We start from the raw sequence: 13,470 nt of genomic DNA on the forward strand, positions 1-13,470 counted from the left end.
GTCAGGACTCTTTTTTTACGATCCCCGGTGTGTATGGTAAAACGATGGGACGGCCAAAACGAGCAGACGAAGCGGGCGGGATTTATCACGCACTGAACCGTGGCAATGCCAAGGCTGAAATTTTCCGGAAGCCGGAAGATTATGCTGCCTTTGAACGGATCTTGGCCGACGGGCTGAGCCAGTATCCCTGTCGAATTCTGGCTTATCAGCTGATGCCGAACCACTGGCACTTCGTACTCAGTCCGACCGAGGATGGCGGGATGAGCAATTTCTTGCGTTGGGTCTCGTTGACGCACACGATGCGTTTGCATGCCCATTACGCAACCGCGGGCGAAGGGCATATCTACCAAGGCCGCTTCAAGAGCTTTCCGATTCAAGATGACGAACACTTCTTGACCGTTTGTCGATATGTCGAACGAAACGCTTTGCGAGCGGGCTTCGTCGATCGTGCGGAGGACTGGAGGTGGGGTTCGCTTGCTCGTTGGCTTGCCAAGCCCGAGCCTGAACCGAAGTTGCTATCGGGCTGGCCAATCCCACGATTGCCTAATTGGGCGCAGCGTGTTAACGAACCACTCAGTAACGACGAGATGAAAGCGATTCGCTGGAGTGTTAAGCGAGGAGCTCCCTACGGCAGCGAAACATGGGTTGAGTCTATCGCCAAACGTCTGGAGCTTGAGTCCACTCTGCGCCCGCGAGGACGCCCCAAGAAGAAGCAACGTGTGACGCAAGAAGTGGAAAAAGAGTCCTGACACCTTTTTGACGCTGTGAGGATTAGGGATGTTTAGCGGGGGAGCTTGCGGGATCCTAGACGCTCGCCTTGCGGAGGACGGACGGGGACGTTAAGTCCGCCCATTGCAGACAACTCGTCGAACATTTGTTTACTCATTCGCTCGACCTGCTCACGATAGCCGGGCACGTCGATCAGGTTGTGTCGTTCATGGGGATCGGTTTGCAGGTCGTAAAATCCGTTTTGGTCCCAGACGCCGTGGTAGTAAACGTACTTGAACCGTTTATCGCGAATCGCGAACAGCGTCGGCGTCGCCGGGAAATTCCATTCCCAGTGATATTCGTACAGGATGTGATCTCGCCACGTTGTGTTTTCGCCTTTCAATAACGGCAGGAATGACCGGCCGTCCACTTCGGCGTCCGCTGGAAAGTCAACCTTCATCGCATCCAAAACCGTCGATGCGATATCGATGTTTTGGATCATCGGATCGATTGTTTTTCCGGCGGGAAGATTTGTCGGAGCATACGCCAGCATTGGGACTCGGATCGATTCTTCGAACGCGTCACGTTTATCGTAAAATCCATGCTCGCCCAATGCGAAACCATTGTCTCCCATGTACAACACGAGCGTTGAATCCAGTTGCCCGGCGGCTTCCAGCGTATCGAGCACGCGGCCGATATTTTCATCCACACTATGTACCGTCTCGCAATAATCGCGATACAAAGAGTCAAAGGAAGGCACCGGATCGTTGTCAAACGCACCGGTTTCCATGTGGTCAATGCCGTGAATGCTGTAGCGTCGATCGCGAATCCAATGTGATTGTGTTTGATAGTTCTCTTCGGTGTTCGCCATTGTTTCAGGATAATCAATTTTGCTGTTGGCGTATCGGCCTTGATGCCGCGGCGCCGGCTTGAACGGATAGTGCACGGCCTTGTAGGACAAATACAAAAAGAAAGGCTGGACTGATGAATCGCTGGATTGCGCATCGATCCACTGGATCGCTTGGTCAGTCAATATGTCGGCGTTGTAACCTTCGAACTGACGTCGATCGCCATTGACATTCAGTTCGGGATCAAAGTAGTCGCCCTGGCCTTTGAAACTGACCCAATGGTCGAAGCCCGGTCGCCGCTCGTCGCTGTCGTGTCCCATATGCCACTTGCCCACAAACGCCGTCTTCACACCTGCATTTTGCAAGTACTCGGGAAAGAACCTTGTTCCCGCTGGGACTGGACGTTGGTTGTCAACGACGTGATGCGCGTGCATGTAACGGCCTGTCAAAATTGACGCTCGGCTGGGCGAGCAGAGCGACGTGGTGACGAATGCGTTGCGAACGTGGATGCCACCGCCAGCCATCCGGTCGAGATTTGGAGTCTCTAGAAAATCAGGCGCCTCGTCCATAAATCCCATAAAGTCGTAGCGATGATCATCACTGAGGATGAACACCACATTGCGAATTTCGGCAAGACAAAGATTCGCGGGCACGAGGAGAAAGCAAACAACGAGAGCTCGTAGATTCATAGGACTGCAACGGTTCGAGATCGGGTGTGGACAATACCACGTCGTCGGATATCACGTCGTCGGATATCTAGTTTAGCGGCTGTCCCAAACGGATCCTCACCGCGAGTTGCGGTTTATGATACTCGCTGTGCGCGGCAATGCGAATGACCGTCCCGCACGTGCATGGATGTCACTGTAACGATGGAAACGTCGGTGTGATGGTATCCGTAACTTGAATACGACACAGTGTCCCCTTATGCTCAATCGCTTCGATATTTGCTGCGACCACGAAACGAGAGGAATTCCTTGTCCCGACACAATACTTTCTGGCTCTTATTTCTACTGGTTGCGCTGCCGGCTCCGCTGCAATCTGCCGAACGTCCTAATGTTTTGCTGATTGTTTCGGATGACCAAGGGTACAACGACCTGGGGATACTCAATAGCGACATTCTGACGCCGTCCCTTGATCGGTTGGCACGTGAAGGAACGCGGCTGACTAACTTTTATGTGACGTGGCCCGCCTGTACTCCCTCGCGAGCAAGTCTATTGACCGGACGCTATCCTCAGCGGAACGGTGTCTATGACATGATTCGCAACGAGGCACCCGACTATGGTCACCGATATTCGGCTGCGGAGTATGCCGTCAGCTTTGAGCGGGTCGGCGGGATGGACGAGCGTGAAGTTATCATTCCAAGCGTATTGAAGTCGGCGGGCTACAGGAGTGGCATCTTTGGAAAATGGGACCTCGGAACGCTCAAGCGATATCTGCCCACCTCCCGAGGATTTGATGACTTCTATGGTTTCACCAATACCGGGATCGATTACTACACGCATGAACGATATGGCGTTCCGAGTATGGTTCGGAATCTGTCGCCGACCCATGAGGACAAAGGCGTTTATTGTACTGATTTGTTTCAGCGTGAGGCGTTGCGATTTATTGACCAACATGCCACCCGCGACCCATTCTTTTTGTACGTCCCGTTCAATGCGCCGCACAATTCTTCAGCACTCGAGCCCGAAATTCGATCGTCTGTTCAAGCACCCGAAAAGTACAAGCAGATGTATCCGCTGGTCGAACCTGAAACACGCGTCAACCAAAGGTATCGCTACGGAAATCCTGCCACGGTCGCGACGCCTGCAGCGCGGCAAAGAGATTACCGCGCTGCGGTGACATGTATGGATGCCGCGATCGGCAAGATGCTCGACGCGCTTGAACAGAGACAGATTCTCGATGACACCATCGTCATCTTCTTTTCCGATAACGGCGGAAGCGGCGGAGCCGACAATACGCCGCTACGAGGACACAAGGCACAAACTTGGGAAGGCGGCATTCGAGTCCCGTGCATCGTGCGATGGCCAGCCGGTGGGGTGAAGCCGGGCGTGGTCAACGACGAGTTTTTGTCGAGTTTGGAGCTCTTGCCGAGTCTCGCTGCGGCTACGGGGGCCAAGTTGCCGAAAAATGTGGTCATCGATGGTTTTAATTGGTGGCCGACCCTCCGCGGTGAAGTCGCCTCGGCAAGAGAGGAGATGTTTTGGAAGCGTCGTGATTGGATCGGTGCTCGCGTCGGCAAATGGAAATGGGTGAAGATGGACAACGCCGGCGGCTTATTTGACTTGGAAGCCGACATCGCCGAGCAGCATGATTTGTCGGCGGTGCGGCCCGAGATCCTAACGATGGTCAAAGAACGCTACGCAAACTGGTTGAGCGAAATGGAGTCTGCCGATCCCCGCGGCCCCTTCCGCGATTTTTGATCGCTGAATACGAAGCCTGACTTTAAGCAGCTAGCAGGCTGTTGATTTAGCCGTACGATGGACTTCCAAGTCCGTCGAATGGACCGATGACGGACGAGGTAGTCCACCAGCTACTCCTTGCCACAGGAAACTTCACTAAATCAACAGCCCGCTAGCGAAGGCTGCGACTTTCGCTACCAGATCCATGTGGCTACGCCATATTCGGTGCAGGCTGCTTTTTTTCACCTGACAGATCTTTGGTGAATCCGTCACGCAGCGAGGCTGGTTCAACCGTAGGCGTTTGATCCTGGTCTTCGTGACGATGTTGGGCGGCTAGCAACATGTACAGCGCGGGGACGACGAACAACGTGAACACGGTGCCAATTGCCATGCCGGCCACCAACACGATTCCGATGCTGTTTCTCGCCTCCGCACCGGCGCCGGTCACAAACACCAATGGCAAGTGCCCGAGCATCGTCGCGGCTGATGTCATCAACACCGGCCGCAATCGCGTTTGTGCCGCTTCGAGGATCGCCGAGCGTTTTTCGACGCCGGTTTCTTTAAGTGAATTCGCAAATTCGACGATCAAAATCCCGTTCTTGGCCACCAATCCCACCAGGGTGATCAGTCCGACCTGAGAATAGATGTTGATCGTCGTTAAATCCAAACAGGTCAGCGTCAGCACGCCGGTCATCGCCAAGGGAACCGAACCAAAGAGCACAATCAGCGGATCGCGGAACGATTTAAATTGGGCGGCAAGTACCAGGTAGATCAAGATCAATGCAAACCCCAACGTGACTGCCAACGATGCACCTTCGCGTCGGATTTGACGTGATTCGCCTGAGTAATCCAATGTCGCGGAGGAACCGACGACATCCCGTGCGATGGCCTCCAATGTTGAAAGCCCCTGTTCTTTGGTCACACCTGGGAAGACCGCGGCAAAAATCTTGACGGCGCTCTGCTGTTGAAATCGATTCAACGTTCGCGGAGCCGTTTCCGGTTGGACCGATGCAAACGTCGACACCGGAATCAATTGTCCCGATGGGCTGCGAATCTTTAAATCCAACAGCGAGCCAGTCGATTGACGATCCGCTGCTTCGAGCTGGGGAATGACGCGATACGAACGATTGAAATAGTTGAAACGGTTGACGTAGCCGCCACCCAACAACACGCCCAATTCGCGGCCGACTGCGGCTTGATCAAGCCCAAGGTCGGCCAAACGCTCACGGTCGACAACCACTCGCGCCTGAGGCAGGTCGACTTTCAAATCGGTATCGACAAACATGAACAGATTCGCCTCGCGACCGCGACGCACGATCTCTTCGGCCAATTCGCGTTGGCGATCCACTGGTAGATCGCTCTTGAGCACCAATTCGACGTCATAATTTCCGGCGCCCGGAAGCGGTGGAACCAGCACCGGAAAAGCTTCCAATCCAGGGTTTTGTGACGCGATGCCGAACACCTGGGGCAGAATTTCTTGCGTGCTGCGATCTCGCTCGTCCCAGTCCTTGGTGATCACGCCGCCGAAGCCACCTCCGGCGGTGACGACGGCCCACATGTATTCGGATTCTTCGATTGCCTGAAAACCGCTGGCCAACCGGCCTGCCCAACGCGTCGTGGATCGAAGTGTCGAATCCGGTGCCGCGGCCAACATCACGGCGATAGCGCCTTCGTCTTCGACCGGCGCCAATTCTTTTGCTGAAAACAGGTAGAGCGGAAACGCAGCCGCAGCCGCAAGCAGCGTGGCCACCGCGATCGACCAACGCAATTCCAACACCATCGACAACACGCCAGCGTAGCGGCGACGCACCGCTGCAAAAATACGATTGACCAGTCTGGTCATACGGCCTTCGCGGCCATCGACCGGCAACAAGTAGGCGCTCATGATCGGTGACAAGGTAACCGCGACGACGCCGGAAACCACGACTGCCGCGGCCAACGTAAAGGCGAATTCGCGGAACAGCATCCCGGTCAAACCACCTTGAAACCCGATCGGCGCGTAAACCGTCGCCAGCGTGATCGTCATCGCTAAAATCGGTCCCACCAATTCACGCGCTCCGACCAACGCCGCTTGGATTTTGCCATGACCGTCCTGCAGGTGACGTTGCACATTCTCGACAACCACAATTGCATCGTCGACCACAAGGCCGACCGCTAAGACGATCGCCAGCAAGGTCAATAAGTTCAGTGAAAAACCGAGCAGGTACATTACGATCGCGGCGCCCACCAATGATACCGGCATCGCCACTAACGGAACCAATGCCGATCGCACCGATCCCATAAACAGAAAGACGACAAAGCCAACAATGACGATGGTCTCGGTCAGCGTTTTGGAGATCTCCGACAGTGATCGTCGCATGAACTTGGTGCCGTCGTAGGCCAGTTGCATGTCGATGTGAGCGGGAAGCTCCGGTTCCAGTTCGGCCATCGCTTCATGCAATCGGGTGGCCACTTCGATCTCGTTGCTGCCGGGCAACGGCCATACGCTGACGTAGATCGCTTCGCGTCCGCGGTACATCGCCGTCGCGGTAGGCTCTTCGCTACCGAGTTCAACACGAGCGATGTCCGATAGCCGAATGATTGCGCCAGGGCCGTCGGCGGAGGCAGGGGCCTGCCAGACGATTAGGTCGCCAAACTCTTCGACGCTACGCAAATCGGTGTTCGTCAACAGATCGATCTGGACCGTGTCACTTTTGACTTGTCCGATGGCCGCCAGGAAATTGTTTCGCTGCAGAGCGGAATAGACATCGCCAGGCGTCAAGTTCAATTCGCTCAAACGTTCGGGCGAGATCCATATCCGCATCGCAGGCGTCTGCCCCGCTTCGATCCCAACCTTCTGTACCCCAGGCACAATCGACAAGCGTGGTTGGACGTTGCGAGTCAAATAATCGGTCAGTGCGGGTAAGTTGAACCGGTCCGAGGTGAAGCTCAGGTAAAACGACGCGTAAGGCCGGTCGGCGCGAACCAATTCAATCGTCGGTGGTTCGGCTTCGGCGGGGAGTTCACTTCGCACTTGTTGTAGTCGCGCATTGACCTCCGCCAACGCTTTGGTTGAATCGTGGTTCAAATTCAACCGGACCGTGACCGTGCTGATCCCTGCAATGCTGCTCGATTCGACGTAATCGATGCCAGCGACCGATGAAACGGCACGTTCGATCGGCGTCGTCAGAAATCCGCGAACCGTTTCGGCACTGGCACCGAAATAGACGGTCGTCACCGTGATCGAAGTGCTCTCGAGTTTGGGAAACTGCTGGATTGGAAGCGACGTCGCGCACCGCACACCCACCAGTACCAAGATTAAATTAACAACAATCGCAAGCACTGGATGGCGAATGAAGAGGTCGGTGATTGCTTTCACTTGGTTGTCCCCGCATCACCGATCACCTCTGCGTGACCCGATAGCCCCGTGTTCGTAATCGAGGCGGCTTTGGTTACCGCATTCACATCCGCCACCAAGGCGCCGTCGAAAACTTTAAATGATCCATCGGCGACCACGACTTCGCCGGCGTCGATTCCCGAGATCACTCGGGCATTTGGATCCTCGCTGCCCGCGACGACGACATCTCGGGACGCCGCTCGCATTTGACCGTCTTGCTCGTTAACGACATACACGAGTGTCCCGCTCGGTCCACGACGAATCGCCGTCGAGGGAATCAGGCGTGTGGGAATCGGCGGGCCGTAGGGGACCGTCACCTGCACTGAATCATTGGGTTGCAAAAACGCCGGTGGGTTCTCCAATCGGGCCCGGGCGGTCACCGAACGCGAGATCGCGTTGGCCGATGCATCCAACGCAATAATCGTTGCTGTCATCGGCAATCCCGACGTTCCGACTCGCAATTCGACTTGGTCGCCGATCTCTACTGCGTCTGCGACGTGCGACGGCATCGCGAAGTCCACTTTCAAGTAGTCGGAGATCCCTTCGAGCGTGGTGATCTCGGTGCCGGCAACCAAATATTCGCCGATGTGCAGATCGAACAGCCCGACGCGTGCGCTGAACGGCGCCCGCAGTGTTTTTTTATCGATGCGGACACGCAACTCGTCAATCATCGCCTCGGCGCGTGTCAACTCGGCTTCGGCGACGTCCAGTTCCGATTCGCTATTGGCATTGGCTTGATTTAACCGGCGGGCCCTTTGTAATGCGGAATCTGCCAATTTGCGTGATGCTTCCGCACTTCTTAGTTCGGCCTGTTCACTGCGGTCATCTAATTGAATCAGCACGGCATCCTTCTCGACTTCGCCGCCTGGTTCCATCGAAACCTTGATGACCGCTCCTGCTAATTCATTTCGCAAGGTAATTGACTCGGGCGCCAACATGTTGCCGATAACGACTGAACTCTGACGAAACGTGGCCGGTTTCGCGGTCGCGACGGTGACGGCCACTGGCATTTCCGGTGGTGGCGGAGCCGACATTGCCGCTTGGATTTGTCGGCTCTTGGCGTAGGCGATCCCGGCCAGCAGTCCGAGGACACCGACGAGGACAACAACCGATCCCACCGCTCTACGCACCCCTCGGCTACGAGCGGGTGTTGATGGAACTTGATTCATGTTTGTTCGTTTGTATTCGAATGGAGGTTCGTCTTCTTCGCGAGTTCACTTGCAATTAACTGATTCAACTTACTACGGATTCGCTTCATGCGAGGAATCATCGATTCGTTTGCCGTGATCATCGATCGCAACCAGATGCCATCAAGTGTAACTAAAATCAAATCGGCGAGGTCGCGAGATAACCCATCGCTGCGCATCAAATCGAACAGCGTCTGATAGACCTCGTCGACCAGCGAATCACAGCCACCTCCTTGGATCAATGCCACCATCACCGCAGGACAATCCCGGCTGGCGTCAGGTTCACCCTCGACCGGTTCACTTTCCGCACGTTCGTCATCAAGCGGTTCGCCGAAGAAGAGATCTAAAACTGCATTCGCCTGCTTTCCCACTCCGGGTGAATGCGGGGCAGCTGCCTGTTGGATCAAATCCAAGTAATCGCGAACGGATTGTTGCAGAAAGGCCTCGACCAACGCTTCTTTGGTGGGAAAGTGATGCACCAGTCCGCCTTTGCTGATGCCGGCCTTGCGGCAAACCGCCGACAGGGTCACCGCAGGCAACCCACCATGCAGGATCAATTGCATCACCGAATCAAGAATCCGGGTGGTCGTTTCGAGCGGTTTCGTGTTGGGCATCCCCAAACAATACCGACCGGTCGGTCTGTAGGCAACCGCAATAAGTGTCGACTGAAAAAAGCCGTCGGATACCTTTTGGGCAGGATAGGTCGTTTGCGTTTTTTGCACCGCTGAAACAATACACAAATCCTTCTATTTTCAAGAGATTTCTGAGTATTCCATAAAATCGACTCTTTACTTTGCCACACAAGAGGGAGATAAAGTAACTATCTATTCCATTGCGAACCCGCAATGTCTTCATGGGGCCCCTTCTAGCGTATGTGAAGATTGTGTGTTCATTTCTCATCGTTAGGTTCTGATATGTTGCAGAAGAAAAACAAACATGGTTTCACGCTGGTGGAACTGCTCGTCGTCATCGCAATCATTGGTGTCTTGGTCGGACTGCTACTGCCTGCTGTCCAGGCAGCACGGGAAGCCGCGAGGCGAATGAGTTGCAGTAACAATTTCAAGCAAATTGGCTTGGCGATTCACAATTACCACGCCGCTTACAATCAAATACCGACTCAGGGGACAGGAACGCAGCCGGGTGCTGCCGACGCCTGGTACAAAACGAGTACCCAGGGCAATCGCTATCGGTTAAGCATGTTGGTGCCTGTGTTGCCGTTCATCGAACAGCAGGCGCTATGGGAGCAGATCTCCAATCCAAACGCGACGCGAACCGATGGTAACACCTCGGCTGCGGTGGGGACTCCGACTTCGCCTTGGCCGGCGATGGGGCCGACGCCTGATCAAATCCAATACGTCCCGTGGGCGACCGAGGTAACGGCGTTTCGCTGCCCGAGTGATCCCGGCTTTGGACTGCCAGCGCTTGGCCGAACCAACTATACCGCTTGTGTCGGAGATTCGTCGTGGCAAGTTTACTACGGACCTTACAACAACAAGCGTAGTAAGATTACGTCGGGACGGAGCAAGATGGCGCGGGCTTCCCACCGCGGTTTTTTCAAGCCGCTACAGCCCACTTCCTTCCGAGATTGCTTGGACGGCTTATCGAACACAATCGCGATGGGCGAAATCATGACCGATCTAGGTGATAACAGCAATCGAACCCAGGTTACTGAGAATGGGAAAAACAAAAGCGCCCCTGGTGTCTCGCTCGGAAAAATTCGAAACAACCCATCTAGTTGTTTGCCACTGGTCGACGCCGAGCGGCCTCGTTTTTGGGATCCTACTTACAAAATGGTCTCTCGTGCCAGCTTTGGTCGCGGTTACCGGTGGGCAGACCAAGGTCCTTTGTTCAGTGGCAGCATGACGATCCTTCCTCCGAACCGCGAGATTTGTGGCCCCTACAACACATTGGGGACCAGTCTGATTGCAACGATGTCCAGCCACCATCAGGGTGGATGTCATGTTTTGATGGGCGATGGTGCGGTCAAGTTTATCACTGATTCAATCGAAGCCGGCGATTCAACCGCACGCTCGATCACGAACGGTTACAACCCGGGTGCGGAAAGCCCCTATGGACTTTGGGGAGCGCTTGGAACACGTGCCAGTAAAGAAACGATCGATAGTGAGTTCTAAGTTTTCGCGACCCCGTTTCGCCTAAACAATCGTTAAGCTATAGAGCCCATTGGTTAAGACGTCGGTCATTACCAATGGGCGTTCCCATGTTGAAACACCTCCATTTTCAAACACCCTGATTCCAGTGAGACCTATTAAATGAGAATTCTATCGGTTGCGGTGCTGCTTTTCTTTGGATCGATCATGTGCGGATGTGATGACGCAACCAATCGGACTGTCACTGAGGATGCCGATGCGAAAGCGATCGCCGACTATGAGGCGGCACTCGAGGCGGCGACCAGTGATGTCACGGAAGAAGAGATGACGGAAGAAGAAGAGTAGCCTCGTCGCAGTGCGGCAAGTCGTTGAGATTGTCAGCCGCGTAGCTGCGAAAACAATTCATCGCCGGCGGTGACATGCAATTGAAGTGTCTTATATGCATGTCCCGTCGGCGATTTTTTTTTCACTTGGCAATGCAAACGAGATCAGCCGCTGTCGCAGCGTTTGTTCAAACGGCGAACATCCCCCGACAGACGCCTTTCTAGCTGCTTCATTGCCAAAGCAAAGATGTCTCAGGCGTTGTCGTCGCCTTCGCTGGCTAAATGGGTTAGATCTAACGTAGGTTCGATGGCGGCCGAAGCGTTTGTTGAATCGTCACTTCGGCTGTTACCACCGGAGCCTCGTTCGTGGCGGCCCCACCAACGATCGCCGTCTTCGATTGTCCAACGTTTGGCCTCTTTGCACCGCAGCAGCAACTGGGCAAGATCGCGAGCAGTCTGAGGCCGCTTGGCCCGCGATTTTTCGAGACAACTCAGTATCGCATCTTCCAGATCGCTGGACAGTTTTGTGTTGCCGCGTTGCGACGGAGGCACCGGTGCTTCGTCGATGTGCTTTTGACACAGCTCGGTCAAACCCGCTGCAGCAAAGACGGGTTCACCGGTCAATAGAAAGTAGGCCACGGCGCCGACGGCGTAGATATCGGTGCGGGCGTCAACCGACAACGGTGCCTGGATCGCTTCAGGCGACATGTAAAGCGGCGTCCCGGTAAGCGTGCCGGCACCCAGCAAAGATCCAGGCGTTTGTGGTTCCATCGCTTTGACCAGACCAAAGTCGAGGACTTTGACCACATCGGGTTCGCAACCGCGTCGGTTCAACATCACGTTGGCAGGCTTGATGTCGCGATGCACAAGGCCTTTGGAGTGAGCCTCGTAAAGTGAGTTGCAAATTTGTAACAGGATATGGATCACACGCGGTTCGGGTTGCGGGCCGTACTTGCGGACAAGTTGCTGCAGATCGATGCCGTCGAGATACTCCATCGCGTAATAGAACACTCCCTCGGGAGTGCGACCGTAGTCATAAATCGCGATCGTGTTGAAGTGGTTCAATTGACATGTGATTTGTACTTCGCGTTCAAAATGTTTGATTGAATTTTCATCGATACGGTCGGCATGCAAAAGCTTGATCGCCGTTGGCCGCCGCATCATCGAATGTCGACCTTTGTAGACGACCCCCATGCCACCTTCGCCAAGTTTGCCTTCGAGCGTGTATTGGCCAAGTTGCTGTGCTTCGATCACTGCTGCGCGAGCTTGACGTTGCAAGCGAGCAACCACCACCATGAAAACAAAGATCGCAATCGCACTGAGGATCAGCAGCAGGTAGATCAGTAGAAAGGTTCGCTGCAAGATCACCAAAGGACGGAAGGCCTGAGCCGCTTCGATCTCGGTGGTCACCCCGATTCCGTATTTTGGCAGCCAGTTCCAAGCACCGATCACGGTCACGCCGCGATAGTCACGGTAACCATCGACATCGATCCCAGCGTTACCTGCGATCGCCTCCGCTGCATTCTTGGTCAATGGCAATTGCGATCGTCTCACTTCGGGGCGATCCCCTTGTGTCATATCAACGCCGGGATCACGCACCGTCAATTCGAGCATCGATTGGGAGTGCTGGCGATCGGGCAACAAACCGAGCAAGATTAAGTTTTCGTCAAAGCGGCTGTTCGAGATCATCAAGCCTTCGGAATTGAATGCAAACGTTTCACCGGACGAGCCGACTTGACCGAGTTGCAATATCGGAGTGAATTCACGTTCCGGGTTAATCTGCATTCCCAACGCGCCAATGATCTGGAACGACGCGTCCCGGATGGGAGCACAAACATACATCGTGGGAACGCCCATGCGGTTACGTCCTTCACGGCTTTTCAGCATCACGACGCTAGGAAAGGGTGGCGAGACGATGGTATCGCCACTGAGCGCACGGTCGAGAAACGCTTCGTACTCGGGGATCTCTTGTTCGCCGATCAGTGCGGCGTGCGACGACGAAACGATGCGTTTCGACTTGTCGGCCACAATAAAGCCCACGTAGTCGTGAGCCGCCATCGCGGCAGCTAATTCAGTGGCAAGTTGAGAGTGCAAACTCTTTAAACTGCTGGCATCCGCCGATGCATTCGGATCCTCAGTGGGCTGCAAGATTTGATAGACCGTCTGGCGGACTTGAGCATCGTTTGCCAACGATTCGGCGGTGGATTCTTGAACCGCGAACCACTTCTTCAGCATCGCGGTTTCCAGCGTCACAAACGACTGCAGCCCCGAGCTAACGTTGGCCTTGATCGTTGTTTCAATCGCATGGCGGACGCCAAATCCAATCACCGACAGGATTAGCACCGCGATGATCGGCCAAATCCAAAGCTTTTCTTTCAAAAACACCCCGGTCCGCGTCACCGTATTCGAAATGCTGCGTGAAGCCCATGTCATGTGGGCTTGCGGCGCAGGCGAGGATCGTGAGCGGCGAAACAGATTGAGCGGATTCATAGAAGCTTGCTTGCGACGGCGTCGGCATCGC

The 13,470-nt window shown here is 54.8% G+C and carries 9 protein-coding genes; 4 read left to right on the forward strand and 5 right to left on the reverse strand.

Translation table 11 applies throughout. The features are described 5' to 3' along the window. The first annotated feature begins 44 nt into the window (after window positions 1-44). Window positions 45-749: a transposase gene (locus tag RMSM_RS06675; RefSeq protein ID WP_052031529.1), complete on the forward strand. Its 705-nt coding sequence runs from the start codon at window positions 45-47 to the stop codon at window positions 747-749. 32 nt (window positions 750-781) lie between these two features. Here the strand turns inward: RMSM_RS06675 and RMSM_RS06680 are convergent, their stop codons facing one another. Then, window positions 782-2,209, reverse strand: a complete 1,428-nt coding sequence (locus tag RMSM_RS06680; protein ID WP_008693324.1) for a sulfatase family protein — start codon at window positions 2,207-2,209, stop codon at window positions 782-784. A gap of 321 nt (window positions 2,210-2,530) precedes the next feature. Between RMSM_RS06680 and RMSM_RS06685 the strand changes: the two genes are divergently transcribed. Continuing rightward, complete coding sequence (locus tag RMSM_RS06685; protein WP_040764466.1) at window positions 2,531-3,976, forward strand: sulfatase-like hydrolase/transferase; 1,446 nt, start codon at window positions 2,531-2,533, stop codon at window positions 3,974-3,976. A 190-nt stretch (window positions 3,977-4,166) separates the two neighbouring features. Here the strand turns inward: RMSM_RS06685 and RMSM_RS06690 are convergent, their stop codons facing one another. Genes RMSM_RS06690 through RMSM_RS36495 form a run of 3 tightly spaced genes read right to left on the reverse strand, consistent with a single transcriptional unit; the run spans window position 4,167 to window position 9,240 of the window. After that, entirely contained in the window at window positions 4,167-7,313 is a 3,147-nt protein-coding gene (locus RMSM_RS06690) for an efflux RND transporter permease subunit (RefSeq protein WP_008693327.1), read from the reverse strand. After that, on the reverse strand, window positions 7,310-8,500 hold the full coding sequence (locus RMSM_RS06695; RefSeq protein WP_052031528.1) for an efflux RND transporter periplasmic adaptor subunit: 1,191 nt from the start codon (window positions 8,498-8,500) through the stop codon (window positions 7,310-7,312). Before RMSM_RS06695 ends, RMSM_RS06690 begins: the two co-directional genes overlap by 4 nt. Beyond that, entirely contained in the window at window positions 8,497-9,240 is a 744-nt protein-coding gene (locus tag RMSM_RS36495) for a TetR/AcrR family transcriptional regulator (protein WP_008693330.1), read from the reverse strand. Before RMSM_RS36495 ends, RMSM_RS06695 begins: the two co-directional genes overlap by 4 nt. Before the next feature lie 192 nt (window positions 9,241-9,432). Between RMSM_RS36495 and RMSM_RS06705 the strand changes: the two genes are divergently transcribed. Both RMSM_RS06705 and RMSM_RS06710 read left to right on the forward strand, forming a co-directional pair. After that, window positions 9,433-10,650, forward strand: a complete 1,218-nt coding sequence (locus RMSM_RS06705) for a DUF1559 domain-containing protein (RefSeq protein WP_008693332.1) — start codon at window positions 9,433-9,435, stop codon at window positions 10,648-10,650. Window positions 10,651-10,788: 138 nt separating this feature from the next. Beyond that, on the forward strand, window positions 10,789-10,971 hold the full coding sequence (locus tag RMSM_RS06710; RefSeq protein WP_008693333.1) for a hypothetical protein: 183 nt from the start codon (window positions 10,789-10,791) through the stop codon (window positions 10,969-10,971). 230 nt (window positions 10,972-11,201) lie between these two features. Here RMSM_RS06710 and RMSM_RS06715 read toward each other — a convergent pair. After that, window positions 11,202-13,470: serine/threonine protein kinase (locus RMSM_RS06715; RefSeq protein ID WP_315850132.1), on the reverse strand; the 2,269-nt coding region annotated here is incomplete at its 5' end.

This window comes from Rhodopirellula maiorica SM1 (genome assembly GCF_000346295.1).
Taxonomy (GTDB): domain Bacteria; phylum Planctomycetota; class Planctomycetia; order Pirellulales; family Pirellulaceae; genus Novipirellula; species Novipirellula maiorica.

Bases quoted from the DNA above. Each gene is read 5' to 3' on its own strand.
- RMSM_RS06710 (WP_008693333.1), top strand. From the start codon at position 10,789: ATGAGAATTCTATCGGTTGCGGTGCTGCTTTTCTTTGGATCGATCATG.
- RMSM_RS06705 (WP_008693332.1), top strand. From the start codon at position 9,433: ATGTTGCAGAAGAAAAACAAACATGGTTTCACGCTGGTGGAACTGCTC.
- RMSM_RS06695 (WP_052031528.1), bottom strand. From the start codon at position 8,500: ATGAATCAAGTTCCATCAACACCCGCTCGTAGCCGAGGGGTGCGTAGA.
- RMSM_RS06675 (WP_052031529.1), top strand. From the start codon at position 45: ATGGGACGGCCAAAACGAGCAGACGAAGCGGGCGGGATTTATCACGCA.